The 23,785-nt window shown below is 63.5% G+C and carries 19 protein-coding genes; 9 read left to right on the forward strand and 10 right to left on the reverse strand.

From position 1 onward, the window contains the following. Window position 1: 1 nt before the first annotated feature. From E0T84_RS21980 to E0T84_RS21990, 3 genes are all read right to left on the reverse strand, one after another. Window positions 2-1,918 carry an NAD(P)/FAD-dependent oxidoreductase gene (locus E0T84_RS21980; protein ID WP_138745542.1) on the reverse strand — a complete coding sequence of 639 codons (1,917 nt, stop codon included), beginning with the start codon at window positions 1,916-1,918 and terminating at the stop codon, window positions 2-4. A gap of 70 nt (window positions 1,919-1,988) precedes the next feature. Then, window positions 1,989-3,377, reverse strand: coding sequence for a GDSL-type esterase/lipase family protein (locus E0T84_RS21985; RefSeq protein ID WP_171055136.1), 1,389 nt, complete (start codon window positions 3,375-3,377; stop codon window positions 1,989-1,991). A 56-nt stretch (window positions 3,378-3,433) separates the two neighbouring features. Continuing rightward, the gene (locus tag E0T84_RS21990; protein ID WP_138745544.1) at window positions 3,434-4,612 is read right to left on the reverse strand and encodes an acyl-CoA dehydrogenase family protein; all 1,179 of its coding nucleotides are present in this window, start codon (window positions 4,610-4,612) and stop codon (window positions 3,434-3,436) included. Between the two features lie 100 nt (window positions 4,613-4,712). Between E0T84_RS21990 and E0T84_RS21995 the strand changes: the two genes are divergently transcribed. Then, window positions 4,713-5,507, forward strand: coding sequence for an SDR family NAD(P)-dependent oxidoreductase (locus E0T84_RS21995; RefSeq protein ID WP_138745545.1), 795 nt, complete (start codon window positions 4,713-4,715; stop codon window positions 5,505-5,507). 13 nt (window positions 5,508-5,520) lie between these two features. Here the strand turns inward: E0T84_RS21995 and E0T84_RS22000 are convergent, their stop codons facing one another. Then, window positions 5,521-6,393 carry a crotonase/enoyl-CoA hydratase family protein gene (locus tag E0T84_RS22000; RefSeq protein ID WP_138745546.1) on the reverse strand — a complete coding sequence of 291 codons (873 nt, stop codon included), beginning with the start codon at window positions 6,391-6,393 and terminating at the stop codon, window positions 5,521-5,523. An 83-nt stretch (window positions 6,394-6,476) separates the two neighbouring features. Between E0T84_RS22000 and E0T84_RS22005 the strand changes: the two genes are divergently transcribed. Further along, a complete protein-coding gene (locus E0T84_RS22005) occupies window positions 6,477-7,946 on the forward strand; it encodes an amidase (RefSeq protein WP_138745547.1) in 1,470 nt (489 codons plus the stop codon). 19 nt (window positions 7,947-7,965) lie between these two features. Here the strand turns inward: E0T84_RS22005 and E0T84_RS22010 are convergent, their stop codons facing one another. After that, window positions 7,966-8,292, reverse strand: a complete 327-nt coding sequence (locus E0T84_RS22010; protein WP_138745548.1) for an MmcQ/YjbR family DNA-binding protein — start codon at window positions 8,290-8,292, stop codon at window positions 7,966-7,968. A 110-nt stretch (window positions 8,293-8,402) separates the two neighbouring features. Further along, complete coding sequence (locus E0T84_RS22015) at window positions 8,403-9,755, reverse strand: MFS transporter (protein WP_138745549.1); 1,353 nt, start codon at window positions 9,753-9,755, stop codon at window positions 8,403-8,405. Window positions 9,756-10,046: 291 nt separating this feature from the next. Here E0T84_RS22015 and E0T84_RS22020 point away from each other — a divergent pair, with 291 nt between their 5' ends. Then, window positions 10,047-10,475 carry a hypothetical protein gene (locus E0T84_RS22020; RefSeq protein WP_138745550.1) on the forward strand — a complete coding sequence of 143 codons (429 nt, stop codon included), beginning with the start codon at window positions 10,047-10,049 and terminating at the stop codon, window positions 10,473-10,475. A 16-nt stretch (window positions 10,476-10,491) separates the two neighbouring features. Here the strand turns inward: E0T84_RS22020 and E0T84_RS22025 are convergent, their stop codons facing one another. After that, a complete protein-coding gene (locus E0T84_RS22025; protein ID WP_138745551.1) occupies window positions 10,492-11,061 on the reverse strand; it encodes a TetR/AcrR family transcriptional regulator in 570 nt (189 codons plus the stop codon). A gap of 153 nt (window positions 11,062-11,214) precedes the next feature. Between E0T84_RS22025 and E0T84_RS22030 the strand changes: the two genes are divergently transcribed. Both E0T84_RS22030 and E0T84_RS22035 read left to right on the forward strand, forming a co-directional pair. Continuing rightward, on the forward strand, window positions 11,215-12,564 hold the full coding sequence (locus E0T84_RS22030; protein ID WP_138745552.1) for a cytochrome P450: 1,350 nt from the start codon (window positions 11,215-11,217) through the stop codon (window positions 12,562-12,564). A gap of 64 nt (window positions 12,565-12,628) precedes the next feature. Beyond that, the gene (locus E0T84_RS22035; RefSeq protein WP_070188557.1) at window positions 12,629-13,483 is read left to right on the forward strand and encodes an SDR family NAD(P)-dependent oxidoreductase; all 855 of its coding nucleotides are present in this window, start codon (window positions 12,629-12,631) and stop codon (window positions 13,481-13,483) included. 6 nt (window positions 13,484-13,489) lie between these two features. Here E0T84_RS22035 and E0T84_RS22040 read toward each other — a convergent pair whose 3' ends face one another. The 3 genes from E0T84_RS22040 to lysE form a co-directional block, all read right to left on the reverse strand. Next, window positions 13,490-13,738 carry a hypothetical protein gene (locus E0T84_RS22040; RefSeq protein WP_070188558.1) on the reverse strand — a complete coding sequence of 83 codons (249 nt, stop codon included), beginning with the start codon at window positions 13,736-13,738 and terminating at the stop codon, window positions 13,490-13,492. Window positions 13,739-13,791: 53 nt separating this feature from the next. After that, on the reverse strand, window positions 13,792-14,709 hold the full coding sequence (locus E0T84_RS22045) for an alpha/beta fold hydrolase (protein WP_070188630.1): 918 nt from the start codon (window positions 14,707-14,709) through the stop codon (window positions 13,792-13,794). A 92-nt stretch (window positions 14,710-14,801) separates the two neighbouring features. Further along, complete coding sequence (gene lysE / locus E0T84_RS22050; RefSeq protein WP_070945003.1) at window positions 14,802-15,401, reverse strand: L-lysine exporter; 600 nt, start codon at window positions 15,399-15,401, stop codon at window positions 14,802-14,804. A 446-nt stretch (window positions 15,402-15,847) separates the two neighbouring features. Here lysE and E0T84_RS22060 point away from each other — a divergent pair, with 446 nt between their 5' ends. From E0T84_RS22060 to E0T84_RS22075, 4 genes are all read left to right on the forward strand, one after another. After that, window positions 15,848-18,736 carry an NACHT domain-containing NTPase gene (locus E0T84_RS22060; RefSeq protein ID WP_138745554.1) on the forward strand — a complete coding sequence of 963 codons (2,889 nt, stop codon included), beginning with the start codon at window positions 15,848-15,850 and terminating at the stop codon, window positions 18,734-18,736. A 263-nt stretch (window positions 18,737-18,999) separates the two neighbouring features. After that, on the forward strand, window positions 19,000-20,271 hold the full coding sequence (locus E0T84_RS22065) for an SIR2 family protein (RefSeq protein ID WP_138745555.1): 1,272 nt from the start codon (window positions 19,000-19,002) through the stop codon (window positions 20,269-20,271). 62 nt (window positions 20,272-20,333) lie between these two features. Beyond that, complete coding sequence (locus E0T84_RS22070) at window positions 20,334-22,364, forward strand: ATP-binding protein (protein ID WP_138745556.1); 2,031 nt, start codon at window positions 20,334-20,336, stop codon at window positions 22,362-22,364. Window positions 22,365-22,694: 330 nt separating this feature from the next. Beyond that, entirely contained in the window at window positions 22,695-23,438 is a 744-nt protein-coding gene (locus E0T84_RS22075; RefSeq protein WP_249383712.1) for a TnsA-like heteromeric transposase endonuclease subunit, read from the forward strand. The last annotated feature ends 347 nt before the right edge of the window (window positions 23,439-23,785 follow it).

Here is a 23,785-nt window from a genome sequence, read left to right on the forward strand (position 1 = left end):
CTCAGGCCTCCTGCATTGTGAAGTCAGACCAAACGGGTTCGTTGATGGCAGAACGGTATTCACTCAACCGCCATGGGCTGACGGTGTGGATCTCACCGTCGGCGTTCTTGAAATACGAGTGCTTGATCGACGGCTGTGCCCACACGGTTTGGCGGATGGCCTCCTGCGAGCGCCGATGCCATTCCTTGGTCGGCTCGGGCAGCGGCTCCATGGTTCGCAGACCTTGGGTGATCAGGTGCTCCAGACACTGGTTGATGTAGCGCATCTGCAGCTCGGAGTTGAGGATCAGGCTGCCGCCGTGGGCCAGGTGGGTTCCCGGACCGTAGGTCATGAAGAAGTTGGGGAAGCCGGGCACCGTGATACCGCGGTAGGCGTAGGGTCGCTGCCCCCACGCGTCGCGCAAGTCGATGCCGTCGCGTCCCGTGATGGTCATCGGGAACAGCACGTCGGTGGCACGAAAACCGGTGGCGTACACGATGATATCCGCGTCGTACGTTTCGCCGTCGGCCGTGACGACGCCGGTCGGGGTGATGCGCTCGATCGGGGTGCGGATCAGGTCCACGTTGTCGCGTTTGAGGGTGCTCAGCCAGCTGCCGTTGTCCTGCAGTGTGCGCTTGCCGGTGGCCGGATAGTCGGGCAGCGCCTTGGCCAGCAGCTCGGGATCGTCACCGACCTGGGTGGTGATCCAGTCGGTGAACATGATGCGGGCGATGGCGTTGATCTCGCTGACCGCGTTGCCCTGGTCGTCGTAATCCGGGTCCACCCGCGCGGCGTCCAGTCCTTTGTCGGCTCCGGGCCACAGCAGCAGGAAGCGGTACCACCGGCCGTAGTACGGCAGATGTTCCATCGCCCAGCGCACACCGTCGGCGACCGGCTCGTGGTACATCGGGTTGGGGAACATCCACTGCGCGGTGCGCTGGAACACCGTGAGGTGTTCGACGTGAGAGGCGATGGCCGGGGCGATCTGGAAGCCGCTGGCGCCGGCGCCGATCAGCGCGACCCGCTTACCGGTGACGTCGACGTCGTGGTCCCACGCCGCCGAGTGAAAAGCCGGTCCCGCAAAGGTTTCCGCGCCGGGGAAGTCGGGGATCTGGGGCCGGTTGAGCTGCCCGACGGCGGTGATGACGGCGTTGGCCCGCAGCGTCTCGGTCCCGGCCGCCGAGCGCACGGTGACGTTCCACATGGTGCCGTCCCACGCGGCCGAGACCACCTCGGTGTTCCACCGGATGTGCGGTTCGAGGTTGTGGCGATCCACCACGTCTTGGAAGTACTGGCGCAGCTCGGGCTGCTCGGCGAAGAAGTGGTCCCAGTGGTTGCTGGGCTCGAAGCTGTAACAGTAGAAGTGATTGGCCACATCGACGCGGGCACCCGGATAGCTGTTCTCCCACCAGGTTCCGCCCGGGCCGGCGTTCTTCTCCACGATCGTGAAATCGATGTCGGCCTGCTTGAGGCGCACCCCGGCCAGCACGCCGGATTCCCCGCAACCGATCACCACGACGCGGAACCCGTCGGTGTCCTCCAGCGTGGCGGGCCGGCGCGGGTCGACGGCTTCGAGGTCGAGTTCCTCGAGCATCAGCGGCAGGTTGTCGTCGTCGACTGGCTCGCAGGCCGCCCAGTCCAGCATCTCCCGGACCAGGTCGGCGGGCAGCGGTTCGGGGACGGGGCAGCCACGGTCGCGGTAGTCGGTGATGACCGGCAGCGCGACCTCACGGACCCGCGCCTTGTCCTCCTCGCTCATGAAGCCCTGGACCTCGTTGAGGAACAGCCCGGCCTGTTTGAACTCGCGGATGAACCGCGGGTCACCGGTGATGTGTACGAGCGAGAGCAGCAGGGTCGGGATGCTGACCTGCTCCAACGCCGCCGCGATGTCGGCGTCGGGCGTGGTGAACGGCTGGCCGACGTGGAAACTCCGGGTCACGCGGCGTTACGCTACTGCCCGTAGCGTTATGTGACAAGGGTCGGTTTCGGTCGCCTTGGGTCAACTGGCGTCAGCTGGGCCGGATCCCAGCGTCACGCAGCCGTTGTTGGAGGGTGAGTGCGATGGCAAGTCCGCCCGCGGTCGTCGGATGCAGGGGTGCCGCGTCGTCGACACCCTGGACGTAGGGCTGGCTGCTGCACAGTCCATGCCCGGCGAAGTTCGGGCGCACCGTCGAGAATCCGGTGGCGGCCGCTCCCTCGGCCAGTACCGTGTTCACCGCATCCAGGCGGGCGGCCAAGGTCCGTACCTTGTCCTCGGTAATCCCCACTGTCGCAAGGCAATCCTGAGCCCCGTCGAACGGGTTGTAGTAGAGGTTCACCAGCACGGCGGGCGAGTCGGGCGCGGCTCGTAGTTGGGTCAGCAGCACAAAATAGTCGCGGGTGAAGTCATTGAGCTGCTGCTGGAAAAAGGCTTGCTCGGCGGTGTTGTTGCACCCTTCGCGAGCGGCACAGGCGCGCAGCAGTGCCGACCAATTCATGTCGTTGGCGCCGATATTGATCACGATGGCAGCCGGGGCGCGGGCCAGCGCGGCCGAGAGCTGCGGGGCGATGATCAGCGAGCCCGCACGTTGCGGCCCCAGCAGCCCGTCGCGGATGCTGGCCCCGCTGCAACCCAGGTTGGTGACCTTCCAGTCGGTGGCAATGTCGAGCAGGTTCGGGAAGGAGTCGACACTGCGCCGGCAGGCCCGGTCGTACTCGTCGGCCTCGGGCAGCGGTGGGTTGCCCAGGCCCGCGGCAATGGAGTCGCCGATGACCACAATCGGCCCGCTGTCGGGCCTTCGAGCATGAGGGGTCACGGGCAGGGTGGGGGGCGGGGCCGCACCGACCAGGGCTTGCAGAGAGTTGATCTCGCGCAGCCGCTGTGGGGCGCTGTATGCGGTCACCATGATTGCACCGAGGTTGACCGCTTCGGTGATCACGAGGCCGACGATCACCAGCGCAATCGAGGCGCGCATCGAGTAGCGACGCCAACCGGCGATCGCGGCCAGCAGGACCACCGCAGCTGCCGCGCTCGCGCCGACCTGCCAAGCGAAGTACCGCTTCCAGCCGGCCACCAGACCGTCCTGCAGTGCCTGGGCCGCCTGCGCCTGGCTGGGTTCGGTGCCCGCACCGACCAGTTCGGCGAGCTGCTCAGACAGTGTGATGCGGGTGAGTTCGATGCGGGGTCGCACCGGTCCGACGAACTCGACCGTAGTGGGCAGGTGCTGACCGAACAGGTCGAGTTCTCCTGGCCCCGACCAGCTGTGGGTTGGAGCGGCGGCCCCGACCCGCAGGGTTTGTCCCGCCGTTTCCACGGTCTGCATCGGCGTGATCAACAGTCCCACGGCGATGGCCAGCATTGCGACGACCGCAACGGTAATCGCATGCAGCAGAGCGCGACCCAGCCAGACCGGGTGCATAACCCCCATTATCCGCCCGCTCGTCCATCGAGCGTTGGCGGTCGGTCAGAACGGAATCACAGCGAGAAGTGATCGTCGATGACGCCGAGCCACACCTGCGCCGCGTCGATGGCCACCTTCTCGCTGATGAAGGCGTGTTGTGTTCCGGTGTAGATCTCGCGGAATCCGCGCTCCAAGCGGCTGCCCTCCCGGATCGACGTGGTCCCCGCCGCGAGATGTGCCCATTCCGCGGCAGCGCGGGCCACATCGGTGGCATACACCGCCGCCACCCGCATGTCAGCGCGAAGCCTCGGCGTCAACTCCGCCCCGGCATCGACGGCGGCCTCGGCCGTGCCGAAGGCATCGAGAACCAGGAGGCGGGCTGCGCGCCATGCCGCGACGTGATGGGCGAGGTTCTTCTGGAAGGTGGGGCGACTGGCCAGCGAGGCCATGTCCGACATCCGGAACTTGGTGGCCGCCAGCTCCTCGACGTCGTCGAGCATGCTCTTGGCGACGCCGAGCGCCCACGCCGCGTGACCGGCCGCGGTGACCGGCATCATTCCCATCCGGCCGGCGGCCGATGCGCCTCGTCGCGGTTCTCTGGTGAACAACCGGAATGTTCTCGACGACGGCACGAAGAGGTCGGCGACGTTGTAGTCGAAGGAGCCCGTGCCCTTGAGGCCCTGCACATGCCACCCGTCGGTGAAGGTCACTTCGCCTCGGGGAATGACGGCCACCATGAGTTCGGGTTCACCTTCACGGATCCATCGCATCTCGCCGTCCTCCATCGGGATGAAGCCGGCGGCGATGTAGGCGGAGTGGCCGGTCCCCGAACCGAAATTCCACGATCCGGTCAGCCGGTAGCCACCCTCGGTGACGATTCCCTGGCCGTTGGGCGCGAACTGGCCGCCCAACGTGACACGGTCGGCGTCGCCTCCGAAGACCTCGGCGAAGCCCTCGTCGGGGAGATATGTCGCCGCAGCGAACGACGACGGAAGATTGGCGATCCCGATCCAGCCGAACGAGCCGTCCTGCCAACCCATCTCGATCCACATCTCGATCATCTCGGCAAGAGACGGTTCGAGCCCGCCCGCGGCCGCCGGGTTCAGGGCCGTCATCAGACCGCTGTGCCACATCGCGTCGACGATCGGGGGCGCAAGTGTCCGCAACTGCTCGCTCTCGGAGGCTTCCTGCGCCACCACGTCACGAAGCGTCCTGGCCAAGTCGACCGGACTCACCCGCGCAGTCGTCGTCATCGGATACCCCTTCGGATCGGTGGTGGTGCGTGCACGCTGCCGTGGGCAACGGTAGGGAAAGTACCCGGACAAGCGCGCCCTTGCCGCTACGTTGGCCGTTGTGAACAGATTCGGGTCCAAGGGTGTGCTCGTGACCGGTGCAGCGTCGGGTATCGGGAAGGCCACCGTCGAGCGGTTGCTGGCCGAGGGCGCCACCGTGGTCGGTGTCGACATCGCGGACGGGACCGACGTTGCCGGCGATCGATTCGACTACCGAAAAGCCGACGTGCGCGACGGTGAGGCCGCCGAATCCGCGGTCAGCGCGGTGGTCGACGCCGTCGGCCGGCTCGACGGGGTGGTGCACGCGGCGGGAGTGGCCGGCGGCGGACCGGTCCACCTCGTTCCCGACGAGGAGTGGGACCGGGTGCTCGACGTCAACCTCAAGGGCACCTTTGTCGTCACCCGTGCCGCGCTGCGACAGATGATGCAGCAGAACCGGGTTGACGGTGAACGCGGGGCACTCGTGCATCTGTCCAGCGTCGAGGGCCTGGAAGGCACGGCGGGAGGCAGCTCGTACAACGCGGCCAAGGGCGGCGTCGTCCTGCTCACCAAGAACGTCGCGATCGACTACGGTCCCAGCGGAATCCGCGCCAACGCCATCTGCCCCGGCTTCATCGAGACCCCGCTCTTCGATTCGGTGGTCGGCATGCCGGGAATGGATCAGGCGCGTGAAGCCCTGCGCCATGAACACAAGCTGCGGCGGTTCGGGCAGCCCGACGAAGTCGCCTCGGTGGCAACGTTTCTGCTCTCAGCCGAGGCGAGTTTCGTCAGCGGCCAGGCGATCGCCGTGGACGGCGGGTACACCGCGGGCCGCGACCACGGCGTCACCGATCTGCTGGGGTTGGGGGAGCACTAGTGCACAGCGCGCCTCACGACGTCCACTCCTGATAGAACGGCGGCATCTCGGAAGCCCGCCCGGTGAACTCTGGGGCGCGCTTGTCGAGGAAGGCCCGCACACCGTCGTGGCCGTCGCCGATGCTCGTATAGAACATCGCCAGGGAGTCCACCCGGTGCGCGTCGACCGGATGCGGCTCGGCCGCGTTCCGGTAGAGCATCTGCCGCATCAGCGCGACCGACACCGGTGAGCGGTCGCGAGTCCACGCATCGGCCAGCGCCCGCGCCTCGGCGAGCAACGCGTCCGGTTCGTGCACGGCCTGCACCAGTCCGATCTCTCGGGCGGCGTCGGCGGTGAGGATGTCGGAGCGGTACACCAGGTCCAAAGCCGTTGGCATTCCGACGATCCGGGGCAGGAACCAGGTCGAACACGCTTCCGGGGTGATGCCGAGCTTGCCGAAGACCAACCCGAAGCGGGCCTTGGTGGACATCAGCCGGGCGTCCATGGCCAGCGTCATCGTCGCGCCGATCCCGACCGCGGCCCCGTTGATGGCGCCGATCACCGGCTTGCGGCAGGCGTAGATCGCGAGCGTTACCCGGCCGCCGGTGTCCCTGACCCGGCGCAACTCGGGGTCGTCGAGGTCGGCCATGTCGGCCAGGCTCGGTGATTTCGACTCGTCGAGGCCGAATACATTGCCCTCGCTCGACAGGTCCATGCCGGCGCAGAAGGCACGGCCCTCGCCGGTGACGATGACGGCACGCACCGCGTCGTCGTCGTTGACCGCCACGAAGGTGCGCTCCAGCTCATCGGCCATCTCGACGGTGAAAGCATTGAGGTTGTCCGGGCGATCGAGGACGACGGTGAGGATCCCGTCGTCGAGTTCGTGCCGGATCGTCGTGAAGTCCACGGATGCTCCTCCTCGGGTTCGGTTGCTCCTCAGATACTGCCGGTAGGTCACCACGTGAGGTCAACGCGGACTACCTTCGTGGGATGGACTTTGACGAGTACCGGGGCCACGATGCCACCTCGTTGGCGAAACTGGTTGCTGACAAGCAGGTTTCGGCGGCTGAGCTGCTCGCCACCGCCCAGCAGCGGGCTGCGGCGGTCAACCCGAAGATCAACGCCATCGTGCGCGATGTCCCGGCCTCGCCGTCCGACGATCTGGCCGGTCCGTTCGCCGGGGTCCCGTTCTTGATCAAAGACCTGGCGCAGGACTACGCGGGCTTGCCCAGCTCGGCTGGTTCACGTGCACTGAAGTCGCTGATCGCCCCCGAGCACGCCACGGTGGTGCAGCGCTGGATCGACGCCGGCCTGGTCATCTTCGGCAAAACCAACACCCCCGAGTTCGGCGCGAAGGGCATCACCGAGCCCGAGGTGTGGGGTCCGGCACGCAACCCCTGGGATCTGAACCGTTCGCCAGGAGGCAGCTCCGGAGGCTCGGCGGCGGCCGTTGCCGCGGGCATTGTGCCCTGCGCCGGCGCCAACGACGGCGGCGGATCGATCCGCATCCCGGCGGCGAGCTGCGGTCTCGTCGGGCTGAAACCGGGCCGTGGGCTGACGCCGTCGGGTCCGGCGGTCGGGGAATCCATGCACGGTGCGGCCGTACAAGGGGTCGTCTCGCGGACGGTGCGGGACACGGCGGCGATGCTCGATGTGCTCAGCGGCGGCGAGCCCTGGGGACCGTATGTGCCGGGCCTGCCGGCCGAGTCGTTCGCGTCGTGTGTGGGGGCTGACCCGGGGAAGCTGCGGATCGGGCTGCGGGTGCCGTCGGCGATCAACCCCGCACCTCACCGCGAGGCGTTCGCCGCCGTCGAGGCAACGGCTGCCGCGTTGACCGAGCTCGGCCACCATGTCGAGGAACTCCCGCAGGCGCCGTTCGACGATGCCGCGCTGGCCCGTGACTTCCTACTGACCTGGTTCGTCTACAGCGCGTGGGAGCTCGCCGAGGCCAAGCGGCTGACGGGTGCGGGGGATGACGATTTTGAACGTGACACGCTCATCATGGCGGCGATCGGCCGCGCCACTAGCAGCGTCGACTATCTGGATGCGGTGCAGCGGCGCCAGGAGCACACGCGGCGGCTGAGTACCTTCTTCGAGTCCTACGACCTGCTGTTGACGCCTTCCTTGGCCACGTTGCCGCCGCGGATCGGCGAGTTCGATCTGCCGGTCGCATTGCAACGTGGCGCGGACGTGTTGATCAAGACCCGTACGGCAAGCATGTTGCGCTACACCAAGATCGTCGACGACATGGTGGACAAGAACCTCGGCTGGGTGCCTTACACGCAACTGGCGAATATCACTGGCCGCCCGGCGATCTCGTTGCCTGTGCACTGGACGGCGGAAGGGCTGCCGCTCGGCGTCCAGTTCGTCGCACCGCTGGCCGGTGAATCGCTGCTGCTCAAGCTGGCGGCTCAGCTTGAGCAGGCCATGCCCTGGGCCGGTCGTTTTGCCCCGGTCTGACGGGGTGCGCCATCCGAAGCTACTCGGTCAACTGGCTCGGCGCTGCTTGCCGCCAGGAGTCGAGCACAATATCGCGGAGCTCTTGCCGATCCTCTAGTTCAGCCAACCGGACCCGCACCCAGGCCGAGGCGGCCTCGTGTTGTGGGACCCAGAATTTGTGCGGTTCGGCGGCGATCAATTCCTCACGGTCAAACCGAGGGCAGCGCACCGCAAATGAGGTCTCGTCGTCGGGCACGGTGACGAACATCTTGCCCGCCACGTCGAAGGTCGGATGGCCCCAGCGCTCCTTCTCGGTGGTCTCGGGGAAGGAGAGTGCGATGCTGCGCACATCGTCAGCGTCGAGCACGGGGTATCGGACCTCCGATCGCGCATGGGTTTTCGCTCCGGCAGCCTACCGGGGGCCATGACGTGGCGGACACCTCGGCGGGGGCAGCCCGTTAGGTGATCGACCCGAACTCAGCGCGAGGTCTTGTCTGCCGGGGCCGGCTCGGGGAAGAAGTAGTCGGTGACGTCGACCGACTTCTTCCGGACGAGCATGACGGAAGCGGCGGCGATCAGGCTGGCGGCGGCCAGCGCATACAGGCCCCAGGTGACGGTGCCGGTGGCTTGTTTGATCAGGCCGAACCCGAACGGCGCGACGAACCCGCCGAGATTGCCCAGCGAGTTGATGATCGCGATCGCGGGTGCCAATACCAGTGGGTGCATGGAGGACTGGGGGATTGACCAGAACAGGGGGCTGGCGCTCTTGAAGCCCATCGCCGCGATGCACAGGAACAGGAGAGCCAGCAGTGGCGAGGTGATAGCCGCGAGGTAGGTTCCGGCGGCGGCCGTGAGGAGGGCGAAGATCAGCAGGGGACGGCGCAGGTCAGGCCTGCGATCGCCGAGGCGGGAGGAAAGGTACATCGCGATGACGGCGCTGATCCACGGCAGGCTCGACAGCAGGCCGACGGTGATGTCGTTGAGGCCGTCGATGCGGCGCACGATGGACGGCAGCCAGAAGGTGTTCGCGTAGATGGACAACTGGATGGCGAAGTAGATCCAGCAGAACAGCAGCAGCTTGGGGTCGGCCAGCATCTTCCAGCGGTTGCCCTTGCCTTCGACGCCCGATGCCCTGGTCTTTTCGGCTTCCTCGACTTCGATTGCGTCGATGAGGGCGTCCTGCTCGGCGCGGGTCAGCCACCTGGCATCACGGATCTTCGAGTTGAGCATGAAGTACGCGACGACGCCGACGAGGACAGACACCATGCCTTCGATGAGGAACAGCCACTGCCATCCGCGCAGGCCGCCTTGACCGTGCAGCGAGAGCAGCGGGCCCGACAGCGGACCGGAGATCGCGGCGGCGATGGAGGAGCCGGCGATGAACAGGGCGGTTGCCCGTCCGCGGTGGCTGTCGGGCAACCACTTGGCCATGTAGTAGATGACCGCCGGGAAGAAGCCGGCCTCGGCCATGCCGAGCAAGAATCGCAGCACGTAGAACATTTCGGCGCTTCGGACGAACATCATGGCGGCCGACACCAGGCCCCAGCTGATCATGATGCGTGTCAACCAGATCCGGGCGCCGAACTTCTCCATCAGGATGTTGCTCGGAAGTTCGAACAGCGCATAGGCCACGAAGAACACGCCTGCGCCGAAACCGTAAGCGGCAGCGCCGATTCCGACGTCTGCTTCGAGGTATTCCTGTGCGTAACCGATGTTGGCGCGGTTGAGCTGATTGCAGATCAACATGATGATCAGCAGCGGTACGACGCGGCGGAAGAATTTCGACACGGCCGACTGCAAGTCGGCGGACGCGGATTGCGTGATCGACACTTCCGCTCCTTTCGAGATACCTCGGCGAGTGACCCGCCTCACAATGGAATGTAAAGCAGGTTATTGATGCACGTCCAAGACCAATTGCGCATCAGCTAATCCAGCCTTTGTATGAGTTGCCCGCGAATCCGCTGTCATCTCTACGGAAGATGGCTTACATCTAAAGCAATCGTTGGACTTGATGGTCTCCACCCGGTCAGATGGACCCATGGCATCAGCCGGGAGCCCGGCTATCGCCGCTGAATGAATGCCCTGATTTCCCAAAAGAATTCGTTGCCCTAGGAGTGCCACATGTCCGTCGTCAGCTTTCAGATGACATCAGTGCTCGACCCCGAATCCGTCATGGACGTGTTGACCGACTTCGGGCCCAGGCGTCCCGAGCTGTGGCCGACGATCGACGCGGACCATTTCCAGGTGCACTCGCTCGGGGATACCTGGGCAGAAGTGACCGAGGGGACTGCCGCGGCGTGGGAGCGTGCACGTTACGACTGGGATGTCCGGCGGCGGCGCGTCACCATCACCACCCATGACTCGAAGGTCTTCGGCCCGGGCGGTGGCTGGACATTCCAACTCGCTCCGCAGGCCGGCGGCACCCGGATCGACATCCACTTGGTCCGCGATCCGCAGGGAATCAAGCGAAAACTGCTCGCCGCGCTGCTGCCTGTCGTTGCCCCGGCGTCGTTGAAGAAGTCGTTCGCCGGACCGCTGCAGGCTAGGTGAAGGTGTCGGGCGGGCCCTACCGTGGCGCTCGCAGATTCAGGGTGCGCCGGCCGGCGGCGACCAATTGTTCGTACAGTTCGGTGTCATCCACCCCGTCGAACTCCACGCCGACGGCCGCGGAGATGCCGGCCATGACGATGGCTGCCCTGATCTGACCGTTCGCTCCGGGCTCCGCGCCGGCGAGCAGATCCGCCTGCCGTTTCACGAGGGCGCGCACTGGCGGGCGATGTAGCAGATAGTCGCCGACGCCGGGATCGCCGGTGAGGATGGGGAACAGGTCCCGGTGGGACACGGCCAGGGACACGTATCCGGCGAGCATGGCCTCGGCTTGTGCGCGAGCGCCTCGCTGGGCTTCGGCTGTCTCGACGAGGTGGGTCAGCTCGTCGATGACGGGTGCCATTACGGCGGTCAGCAGCTCGTCGCGGGTCCGAAAGTGGTAGTAGATCGCCGATTTCGTCAGGCCGAGCTCATCGGAGATCATCTGCAGCGACGTTCCCGCCACGCTGTGTCGCCGGAAGAGGTCGACGGCGGCGCCGATGAGCTTCTGACGTGTCGCTCCGCGAGTGTCCGATGCTGGATCGCTCACGCGGTCCCCCTAAATGTAGTGTGCCTAACAATTTGCTCTCCACTGACCAATCGTACAGTCTAGCCCTGTACGATTGGTCAGTAAGCAGCTGTACGTTTGGTCAGTGGATATGCCCCGGCCGGTCAGCTCGGAAGCCCACTCGAGGAGCGCATCATGACGTTGGACACCGTGCCGCAACCACCCGTTTTCACAGGTGCCTCACCTCTGCGGGACGTCGACTTCTTCCACGACCCGACAATGGTGGCCGACCCGTACCCGGTGCTGGAACGCATGCGTTCGACCAGTCCGGTACTCTGCGAACCATCCCTCGGCGTCGTCGTGGTCACGGGATACGAGGAAGCCTTGGCCGTCGTCAGCGACCATGAGTCGTTCTCGTCCTGCAATACCGTCACCGGTCCGGTGCCCGGATTCCCGGTGCCTCTCGACGGGCTCGATGAATCCGAGGTGCGTGCCCTGATCGAGGCTCATCGCGACGAGTTGCCGTTCAGCGACCAGCTGCCCTCGTTCGATCCGCCCAAACACACGGCGCACCGTTCGCTGCTGTCGCGGCTGATCACCCCGAAACGCTTGAAAGAAAATGAAGAGTTCATGTGGCGCCTCGCCGATCAGGTGCTGGAACCGTACGTGGCGGCCGGTGGCGGTGAATTCATCCGTGCCGTAGGCAATCCCGTCGCGTTGCTGGTGATCGCCGATCTGCTCGGAGTGCCCGAAGCCGACCGACCCGAGCTCACGGCTCGGCTTACCGGAGACGTGTCGCTGGGCAGCACCAACGAGACCGCGATGGAGCACGCGCCGCTGGAATATCTCTACGCCCGTTTCAGCGATTACATCGAGGATCGGCGTCGGCGCCCCCGTCGCGATGTCATGACCGAGATGGCCCACGCCACGTTCCCGGATGGATCGACGCCGGAGGTGATCGATGTGGTGCGGGTGGCGGCCAATCTGTTCTCCGCGGGCCAGGAAACGACGGTCCGGCTGCTGTCCTCGGCGCTGAAGATCCTGGCCGAGGATCCCGAGCTGCAACAGCGGCTACGGCGCGCACCCGAGCTGGTGACCAACTTCGTCGAGGAGGCGCTGCGCTTCGAGAGTCCCATCCGAGGTGATTTCCGGCTGGCCCGTGCCACCACGGACGTCGGCGGGGTCCAGATACCCGCGGGAGCGGTGGTGATGGTGCATTACGGTGCGGCCAACCGGGATCCGCGTCAGTTCGACAATCCCGACGTGTTCGACCTGGACCGGCACAACGCCCGGCGGCACATCGCCTTCGGTCGGGGCGTCCACAGTTGCATCGGCGCGCCGCTGGCCCGGGCCGAGGCGAAAGTCGTCATCCAGCGTCTGCTGGCGACCACCAGCGCGATCGAGATCGATGGCGCCCACCACGGGCCCGCCGACGCACGGCGTTACGACTATGTGCCGACCTACATCCTGCGAGGCTTGACCGATCTGCACCTCAAGCTGACCCCGGCGGCCGACACGGAAAGCGCCGAAGCCGTCACTGGCTGACCCGAGCAGGCGATCCTCCGCAGCACCCTTACTACTACTGATAGCAATCGAAGGAAAAGTAACCATGTCAACAGATTTCGAGCGTCGCGACCGTCGGGTCTTCGACTTGTCCGGTAAGGTGGTGGTCGTCGTAGGCGGCGGGCAGATGCCCGGCCCCAAGATCGGCAACGGCCGGGCCACGGCCATCGTGGCGGCCCGCCACGGTGCCGAGGTGGTAGTAGTGGACCGTAATCTGGCGTCTGCCCAGGAGACGGTGGACATGATCACCGCCGAGCGCGGCAACGCCTACGCCGTCGAGGCGGATGTGTCCGAAAAAGACGACTGTCAGCGCATTTTCGACACCGCGATGCAGCGCAGCGGTCACGTCGACGGCATGGTGTACAGCGTCGCGATCAACCCGCCGTTCGATCAAGTGAACAACTCGATGAGCGTCGAGAACTTCAACCACGGCCTCAACGTGAACATGCTGGGGTGTTATTACTGCAATCTCTTTGCCGCACAGTGCATGGAGAAGAACGACAGCGACTCCACCGGCAGCATCGTGAACTTCTCGTCTATCGCCAGCATCAAGAACGAGGTCGGGCTCAACATCGGGATCATGCCGTACGCCCTCGGCAAATGCGGGCTGAACTACATCACCGAACTCACCGCGACCCAGTATGCCGACGCCGGTATCCGTGCCAACACCTTGATGCTGGGCCCGATCGACTCGACGCTGGGGAACACCGATTCCCAAGAACTGTTCGGCTTCGAGCCCGAGGAGGTCGACGAGGCCTACCGCGAGGTGGTCAAGCTGAAAATGGGCCGGGCAAGTGCCTGGGAGACCGGATATGCGGCGCTGTATCTGCTGGCCGACGAGTCGCGCTTCATGACAGGACAACAGATCCGGCTGGACGGTGGCGCCACTTTGGTGCGCTGAGTGGTCTCACGGCCTCCGGTGTGCGGTGGGACTCTGCGTTGACTCCCACTTGGACTCCAGCGACCGCTTGACCGGTGCATCGCCGGGGACTTCACGCTGAAATGTCTCGCCCTCCTCGCCCTCGAAGGTGATCAAGAAGCCCGATTCGGTGGGTTCTTTGTGGACCACTTTGCCGGCCGGTTCACCGGCCCCGAGGGTGATGATGTCACCGGGGGCGACCTCGTTGATGCGACTGTCGGCGTTGGGTTGAGACATTTCCTGGCGATAACCGCTTTGGCCGCGCGCCAAACGGGTCCATGACGGATGTCTCAGGTGATCGACCAGAACTCCAACAGGGTGCGGACGGTCGCCACGAGCGGTAGCGGCTGATCCAACATGGGGTGGTGGCCGGCCTCGGCGAGGTCGACGAACGGCCCCCGCAACTGCAGGATCAAGCGAATCTGCTCGGCCATCCTGGGTGGCACCACGCCACGCTCGCAATGCAAATAGCCGATCCGGCAAGGGATTCGGGCGAAGGCGTTCTCCAGGATCTCCTCGTCGTCGGGGGTTTCGTCCATCAGCAGGCCGCCGAAGATGTCGGGGTCGAACTTCCACACCCACCCGTCGTCGGTCTTGCGCACGGATTGCACGGCGATGTGGTGACCGATGTAGGGCAGCGTCACCTCTTGCTTGGGCACAGCCCTGAATCGGGCCAGGATTTCTTCTTCGGTGGCGTAGCCGGCGGTGCCCCGGCGGCGGTTACGCAGTCGGACTTCCTCGGGTGCGCGATCCCGCAATGGTGAATCGATGACCAAGATGCTGTCGATCTGCGCTCCGAAATGGGTGGCCGCGGAGGCACCGACCCAACCGCCCATGCTGTGCCCGATGATGGTCGGCCGCGCCGATGAGCCAGAGGCCGCGGCTGCCGCGAGTACTTCCCGCGCCCAGATCGACAGCGCGTATTCGGCGCGAGTTCCGCTGTCGCCGTGTCCGCTCAGGTCAGGTGCGACGACCCGATGGGTGCGGGCGAAGAACGGGGCGATGTGATCCCACCATCCGGAGTGGGCGCCGCCACCGTGGACGAACACCAGCGGGGGTTTGTCCGGGTCACCCCAGCTGCGCACGTGGATCGGGCAGCCGTCGACATCGATCGTGGAATGCTCTGGGGTCTGTGCCAGGGCAGAGGTGAACCAGGCTGGAGCGTCCGCCATCGGATGCGGCGGTGGGGATGGTTCACGGCGGAACATGGGACTCACCTGCTAATTCTGTCGCATGCCCGAAATCCGATCGACACTTGGCCGACGGTTTCTGGCAGTGGACAGCTCGCTGCGAACCGCGCTCAGGACACCGCCAGGCTGACGCCAAGCGCGACCATCATCACCGCGATGACGCCGTCGAGGATCCTCCAGGTCATCGGGGTGGCGAACAATCCGGCCAACCGGCGCGCGCCCAGGCCCAGGCCGGTGAACCACACCGCACTGGCGGCCACCGCGCCGGCGCCGAACAGCCACCGCTGCTCGTGGTGTTCGTTGGCCAGTGAGCCGAGCAGGACCACAGTGTCCAGGTACACGTGCGGGTTCAGCCAGGTCAGCGCCAGGCAGGTGACCAGCACCTCGGCCAGCCGGGCCGGCGTGCGCTCGGAGGGATTCAGCGTCGAAGGCCGGAAAGCGCGACGCGCCGCCAGCACGCCGTAGCCGATCAGGAAGGCTGCACCGCCGAACTTCACCACCGTCATGGCGTCGGGATGGGCAGTGATCAACGCACCGACTCCGGCGATGCCGGCGGCGATCAGGATCAGATCGGAGACCGTGCACAACGCGATCACGGCGACGATGTGCTCCCCACGGATGCCTTGACGCAACACAAAGGCGTTCTGCGCGCCGATCGCGGCGATCAACGCCATGGTGGTCAGAAATCCGATCAGGACGGGTGAAGCCATGCGTTCGAGGCTATGGACGAGTAGTGATCAAGTACAGCTAATGATTCTTCATATGCATAAGTCTTGCTTATCCACGGCGCAGGCTGGGCTTGGTGGCCGGGTTTCTTCTTGTCGGTTGCAATTCTGGATGGCGGATTGCAACTTGAGATGGCGGAAGATGGCGGATCCGCCAACTGGAGTGCAATTCCATAAGGACTGGGGCGGGTCGGTCCGCGTGCGTTAGGAGATTCCGGACAAGACCGGGAGATGCCTATTTGGCTACGTCCGTTGGCTCCGGTGCCCAGTGGCTGCGAGCGGTGAGAGCCGTTTTGGCGTGGATGTCATGCCTTCCGCACACTGCTGACGCTTCCGGCTATTGTCGTTCCGCGAGACCCCAGAGGGTGAGCTGAGGGTCTCGTCGGAACAGGTCTGGGAATCACCTGCCCGGGGACGGATTGGGGATTGGCGTGGAGAACGATTTCGCTTACGAGCAACTGAGTCCCCGAGCGTTTGAGCAACTCGGTGTGGCTATCACCGAGAAGGTCATAGGCGTGGGGCTGGAAGTCTTTGGTCCTGGCCGCGACGGTGGCCGCGAGGCGACGTGGAACGGACCGATTCGGTGGGCAGTAACCGGTGTCGACGACAGTTCAACCTGGCGTGGCTACACCGTGATTCAGGTGAAACACTGCCAAAACCCAACCGACGATCCTGCGAAGGACCTCGCTTGGCTGGTGACTCACATCAAGAAGGAATTTGACGCCTGGATGGCACCCGCCTCTAAGCGAACACAGTTTCCTGATTATCTGCTCATCATTACCAATGTTCGGCTTACCCCGGCTGACCCCGGCGGCACGATGGCGAAGCTTAACTCCTGGCTCGATGAACAGCTTGGGCACAATTATGGCGCTCCCACGAGGCCACGCTCCCTACGTTCGCAAGGATTGCGAGAGGTGAAGATCTGGCATCGAAACAAGCTAAATACCCTGCTCACAAACAACGCGGATGCCAGGCAGCGGTTTACCCCGCTGATCACCGTCGGCGACATCCTCGCCCGAATAAACCAACTCCCAGGCACAATCCCCAGCGATCTGCTCCCGGGAGTTTTCATCGATCATGCGTGCAGTTCGTTGGGTACCAGTCGTTGGATCCGCTTCGACGATGCTGGCGACGGACAAGCCAAACACGCCGTTGACAAAGTTGTTGTCAATCTGCCCGTCGAGACCGAGAGTGGCCGATCGACTGCGCTCGGTGAATGCCTCCGCCGTGGTGATGCGGTGCTGCGTCGATCACTTTGGCGTGCAGAGGAAGCCGGCGGCCCTCCGCCGCCGCGGCACCTCGTGATCACCGGCGCACCCGGCAATGGCAAGAGCACACTCACGCGCTACCTCACCCACGCCTACCGCGCTGCTTTCGTTCGGCACGAGGGTGCGGGCCGCCCTGACGGTATCGAGGAACTCGTCGACAGCGCCTACGCGTCCTTGGACAGGTTGCACCTCGAACCGCCCAAGGCTCCGAGGTGGGCAGTCCGCGTGGAGTTGGCGGCGATGGCCCACGCCATGGGCCCGGACGATGGTGGACCAAGCTTATACAAGTATCTGTCCGAACAGGTTTCGCTCAGGTCGCACGTACACATCGAACCGCACAGCCTCATCTCATGGCTGAAAGTCTGGCCTGGCGCACTGTTCTTCGATGGGCTCGACGAGGTCGCCCATCCCGCAGCGCGTGATCGCGTCATAAATGAAATCACCCGACTAGTGGGGGATGCCGACGATGCCGACGCTGATCTGTTCATTGTCATCACGACCCGGCCGACCGGCTACACGGAGAGGCAGCGGCTGCTCCCCGAACATTTCGACCAGATAGATCTGGCGGAGTTTACGCGCGCTGAAGCCGCCGTCTACGGTGAGTTCGTCACAGCTCAGAGGCTGTCATCAGACGAACCCGAGTATCGGAACACAATTCTCGCGAAATTGGCTGCAGCGATTGAGAAGCCAAATGTGTACAGACTGCTGAAAACACCGCTGCAAGTTCTGATATTGACGATCATTGTCGCTAACGCGGGCGTGCTGCCGACCAACCGATACAGGCTCTTCTGGACGTACTTCGATACCGTATTCAAACGCGAGGCCAATAAAGACACCAGTCTTCAATCCTTCTTCAACACGTATCGAACAGAGATCGAAGACCTTCACCTTCGGATTGGGCTTATTCTGCATGAACGGTGTGAAACGACCCCGGAGGGACGGTCCAGGCTTCCTCTTGATGAGTTGCGCGACATAGCGTTTCAACGTCTACGCGAGGACGAGCACTCCATCCCCCGGGCCAACGAATTGGCCGAACGATTGGTCAACGTAGCCACTCAGCGTCTCGTTCTTCTTGCCGCGGATGAAGACCATACCGTCTCCTTCGACGTGCGAAGCCTGCAGGAACTGATGGCCGGCAGAGCTCTCATCAATGGAGCTGAGGCAGACATCCGGCACAACCTCACGACTGCCGCTCGCAGCCCGCACTGGCGCAATGCGTGGCTGTTCGCGGCCGGCGAAATGTTCACCGGTAGCAACCACGAGCGCAGCGTTGTTCTCGATATCGTCGAGACCTGTGACGAAGATGCAGCATGGCCTGGTTGGCTCTATCCGACTGGACCCCAGTTGGCTGCAGACATCCTCGACGATGGACTCGCGGCAAACAAACCTATCTTCGTGCGCCGCCTCGTTCAGGTTTCGCTTCGCAGTCTCAACGGTCCGATGCCGACCGAGCCGAAGGGTTTGGCACACGGACTCACGGTTGCGGCCGCCGATCCTGAATTCCGGGCGTTGATCCGGGGGGAACTGAAACAGGCCATCTCGGGACAGCCTGTCCAACAAGGTGTCGCAGCATCACTACTTCACTACGGTGACTTTGGTGCGCCGATCCCCGGTATGCCCAACGGCGCTGCGCGTTACCTCGAACTGTGGACGCGACGATCGTTCGGTGGTGGTCCGACGACGACTGTCGGAATACTGTTGTGGAAAGCGCTTCTTGGACGTACCGGTTCCGACGTTGGCATATCGAGTCGACTCCGAGACGCTGTTGGCGAGTGCGACAAGCTAGGCCTGGTAGTCGCGGATGATGGCATTCTGAGGCCGCTCATCGGAAGCAAAAAGGGCTTCGATGCCGACGCCGTGCTTTCAGCGCTGAAAGAATCTGAGGACGCTGCCTTGTTTCGCGGCGCACTCGACTCTCTCGATCCCGACGCGTGGCCGGCGAAGTCGTACCTTGCAAGGTCAACGTGGGCTGCGCTTTCGCGTGTCCCCATTGCCAACGAGCTACACACCTTCCAGACCGGGCGTGCCTCGACTGCTTCTCGAGCGAGGTGAGGACAACCTTGCCGTCGCTGAATTCGTACGGCCACGCCTCGCAACGCGATGAAGCGGCCAGCAACGGTGGCGTTCGCGGGCATGGCTACCAACCAGAAACTGCAAGACTCACGGGGCCTTCGGTGCCGCGATTAGTGACTGGGCCGATAGTGTCCTGTCAAGATTGAATCGATGGTCATGGAGTGACGAGTCGCTGAGCCCCACGTTCACCACTTACGGCATTCGCGGAATCGTCGCCACTCCGCCGGGGGAGGAGATGGTAGATGTCAGAGGCCGACAAGGATCCGGGCGGCCCACCAGCTCTGCAAGAACAGGACCATCTCGCACTGGGCGAGCGCAAGTGGGTGCCGGGAGATCCGCTACCGGCCCGTCGGTATGTCGAGGCCTTCATCGCGGCGCTGCTCCAGAGTGAGCACCTCAATCTACTCATAGGCTCGGGCCTAACTACCGGTCTCGCCGTAGCTTCGGAGGTGAAGGTGAAGGCCGACCTCGGAGCTAAGATCACCACCGGTGACAACGAGTTAGACGAAATGCTTGAGGCTGCGGCCGTCATTTCTGCGCAGACCAGCGGGCGGGGTTACCAACCAAACGTCGAGGATCGGCTTCGCGTTGCACTTCAAACACATGCGGGACTGTTGGTGGTGCGAGACGACCGAGCCGCACTTCTGCGGGAGACGATCGACAACGTACTGCGCGCTGTCCGCGACTCAGTGGTTGCCATTGAAGCGGGACTACGGCAGCAATCGCTGACAGTGTCGAGCGAAGGTGCTAGAGCTGTGGACCTGTTGACGTCTTTTTTGGGGACGTTCGTCGGTCGAGTTCCCACGCGAGACAGGTTGCAGATCTTCACTACGAACTACGACCGAGTGATTGAGTGGGGCGCCGATCGTGCTGGGTTCAGACTCTTGGACCGATTCATCGGGTCGCTTGAGCCAGTCTTCCGATCGTCGCGCCTCGAAATCGACTACCACTACTCGCCACCCGGCAGCTATAAGGAACCTAGACACCTAGATGGCGTCTTTCGACTCACGAAACTGCACGGCTCGCTGGACTGGCGTTGGAACCAGCCAGAACATCAGGTTGTTCGAGTTCCATCCATGTTTGGAACCGCATCGACCGTGGATGCAAACGAACTCCTCATATATCCAAATGCGGCGAAAGATGTTGAGACATCGCTGTACCCGTATGCGGACCTGTTCCGAGACTTCTCATCCGCCGTCTGTAGACCAAATGCCACTCTTGTCACGTATGGCTACAGCTTCGGCGATGACCACATCAACCGAATCATCCGGGATATGCTAACCATTCCGAGTGCCCACATCCTGATAATCGCGTACTCAGATGATGGAGAACGCATCACAAGATTTGCCGAGTCGTACCGTCGAACGGGCCAGGTCAGCCTCATGATCGGCCCGTCGTTCGCAGACATCGGTAGGCTCACTGAAGAATGGTTGCCGTGGCCCGGGATCGCCCATCTAAACGGCCTCCAACCGATCGTGGGTGACACCGACGACGACGCGGACAACAGACTGTGACGAACGCGAGATCGTGGGATCCCATCAGTCAAGAGATACTCACGGTGGGACATGTAGTCGAAGTGACACCGTCGGTCGTCACCGTTGAACTCGATGTTGAGGCGCCGCACGGAACCTCCATTAATCATGGTGTCCTTCAACGCTTCCCGAGTGTCAACGGATTCATCGCCCTGCCGTGTGAAGCTGGCGTGATCTTGGCCATAGTGCTTTGGTTGGGCATCGTCGACAGCCCCGATCTAGCTCGCTCTAGACAGGATTCGGGAGTCCTCGGCTTGCCGACGGCTGGCCGCCGTCTAAGGGCGATGGCGCTAGGGCTGGTACGCCGCGATTCGAATGGCGCTCTTGCGCTCGAACGGGGGGCACTCACCTTCCCGACCGTCGGGGATCCTGTGAGGCTACCGACTGGTTCAGAAGCGGCTCTCGCGGTACCGCTACTTGCGGCCGGCGGCATTCGCATTGGCACAGCTCCGATGGCGGGAGATAGTCCGGTAATCCTCAGCCCCAACCGCCTGTTCGGTCGACACCTCGCCATTCTGGGGAACACCGGCAGCGGGAAGTCTTGCTCGCTCGCTCACTTGTTGCGGGCAAGTGCAACGCTCGCCACCGAGGGTGGGGGGACGTTTCGTGCGATCATTCTGGATCTCAACGGCGAGTATGGACAGACATTCTCTGATCTTGAAAGTGCCATACCGATCAAGCGGTACACAGTCGAGCCAGACCCAACTGGGAAGGTGGCGACCCTACGAGTTCCATATTGGCTGTGGAGTTTTCGTGAGTGGTCGGCGTTCTCCGCAGCCAGCGGTCGTAGTCAGGCACCTGTCCTTCGACAAGCACTCCACATTCTGCGCACATCGGCCTACGGTGGAGTGCCAGAAGGCGTCGTAACGGTCGTTGCGGGGCGCCGGGTTGTCCTGCAGTTCAAATCCGAGCGAGTTCCAACCAGGGATATCACCGCGAAGTTGTCGGAATTGGATCGAATCATGCAGTCCTGCAAGGCTGTGCATGAAAGCGCAGGAGACGACGGCGCTGAAGAACTTCGCGCGCTTTACGTCGCCATCAAAGCAATGTTGGATCCCAAGCGAAGCGGCGACCCTCGCTACAAGTGGGCTATGGGTGTTGCAGGTCCGTCGGTAGAAGAATGCCGAAACCTGCTGTCTAAGTTTGATAGCGCACTTGAAGCGCTCGGCGTACCGAGCATGGTTGGAGACGTATCTAGTGTCGACACTCCTACGCCGTTCAACGCACTCGATCTTGTGCAATTGATTGAGCTCATCGGTGTTGACGCTGGGGCCGATGTCGCCGGTTGGGTAGCGCCCATGCAGGACAGGTTGACAGTCGCAATGAGCGACCGTCGCATGAACAGTGTCTGCGCCTACCGTGACGATGAGTCGCTCGAACAATGGATAGATAGTCTGATCGGTACAAATGTAAGCGGCCAGATCTCAGTTCTCGACTTGAGTTTGATTCCTTCGCAAGCACAACATGTGATTGCTAGCGTCATCGCCCGGTCAGTTCTGGAGGTCTTGGAGCGAGGGCGCCGCTCCGAGGGCTCAACCCCGGTGATCCTTGCTATCGAAGAAGCTCACGCACTAGTGCGGCGTCGCGCCGACGCGTCCTTGGACGAAGTTTCGACCGGTATGGCCGACTTGTGCCGGGAAGCGTTCGAACGAATCGGCCGAGAAGGTCGCAAGTTCGGACTGTCTCTGGTGGTGTCGTCGCAACGGCCGAGCGAACTGTCTGAGACTGTTTTGTCGCAATGCAACACGTTTCTGGTTCATCGGATTGTCAACGCGCGGGACCAAGATCTGATCCGACGGCTAGTACCTGACTCTCTCGGCGACCTTGTAAACGAAGTATCGGCCTACCCCGCCCGAACGGCTCTACTACTTGGCGCCGCGGCAGAAATTCCCGTACTCGTCGAAGTTGAAGAGCTTGACGAACGCTTCCGGCCGAATGCGTCCGACCCAGACTTCGAGGCCGCGTGGAGGCATGGTACCCCGTTGGATGCAGCCAAATTGGCCGCCGCTTGGGCGCCTAGGCGAGAGCAACCACAGGCGACCGAGCATGCCGAAGAAGATCCACCGCCGTTCTGACGTCTGCTTATTCCGCTCGGTCGCAAGTGCTTACTGTGGATGCGTCCGAGCTGCGGGTCGATCTAGCCCAAAGTCAATCCGGCCGTGCCCTGAGCGCAGTCGCTGGCCCAGGCCCCATGCCTGTCGATCGTCGTCAGGATCCCCTGCAGGCATGTCTCGCCACTCCAACTTCAGGGCCACACGACCAACAGCCGTGCTGAGGTGTGCACTCTCAACCCACATTGGGGGTAGGACGACGATGTCGTGCTCGGTGAGTATCAGGCATTTGATTGATTCCTCGTGACGGCAGATACTGGTGGCCTGCAGTCTCTGCACTGCGTGGAGTCAACGATGTCTGCCAGCGTCGATGTTGATGTGGGTTCCGCGGTCCTGGAGTACCGGCTTGCGGATGGGCAGAGTCTGGCCAAAGAAGCTCGTCGGACAGCTGTGGCCGCGTTGTTCGATGCTGATCCATGGCGGACGTTTTCCTGGCACCTGGGACAGCGACACTATTCGGGCAACTACTGGTCAGCCACCGAGGGCGATCACGTTATCTACGAGTCCAGGTTGGAGCTCTCGGCACTGCTGATGGCCGACTTCGACCCCGCCGTCTCCCGGATCAAAGCGCAGCCGTTCCTGCTGACCGCATTGGTGGGTCCACACAGGCGGCGACACATCACCGACTACTTGCTACAGCGCGATGCCGGCCTCGTCGTTATCGACGTGGTGCGAGCCGCACGGCTGCACGATCCCAAGATCGCATCGCTGTGCATGTGGACGAAACGGGTCATCGAATCTCTCGGGTGGTCCTACGAGGTGATCTCCGAGCAACCACCAGTCCTGCTGGCCAATGTCCGCTTCCTAGCCGGGTATCGCCGGCCACGATTCATCGACTCCGACGCCGTTGCGTATCTGCGCTTGTGTGCACCCGACTTGGCTGGGATGCGGATCGATGATGCCGAATCTCAAGTCGGCAAACACCTTCCGATTCCGGTCGTGCGCAGCGCCTTGTTGCATTTGTTATGGCGTCAGGAGTTCGTCATCGACCTCACCGAGCAATTGAGACCCTCGACCGTACTGGAGATACCGACGTGAATCGAGCAGGAATACCGATCAGGGTGGGCGCACGCTTCTATTACGACGGCGAGATGGTCCAGATCGTCGAAATGCACGTCACCGGCGGGGTGACACAGGTGCTCGTCGAAGACTGCCGCGGTGCAACAGTGCGACGGCTGGGACTCGACGAACTATTAATATCGGAGCGCGCCCAGCTCGTCGATGCAGGAGAGGGGCCGGCATCTGACGACGAACCCGACGTCGCGAGTGTTGTCCTATCTGCGGTTCCGCAGCCGATCCGTCGACTTGCCCTTGCCCGAGCGGCGCACGTTCGAGAGGTGCTAACCGGCTACCGATCCGGCCACGCAGAGACCGCGCTGCCAACC

Origin of the sequence: Mycobacterium sp. DBP42 (genome assembly GCF_005924235.1) — a bacterium.
In the GTDB taxonomy this organism is placed as follows: domain Bacteria; phylum Actinomycetota; class Actinomycetes; order Mycobacteriales; family Mycobacteriaceae; genus Mycobacterium; species Mycobacterium syngnathidarum.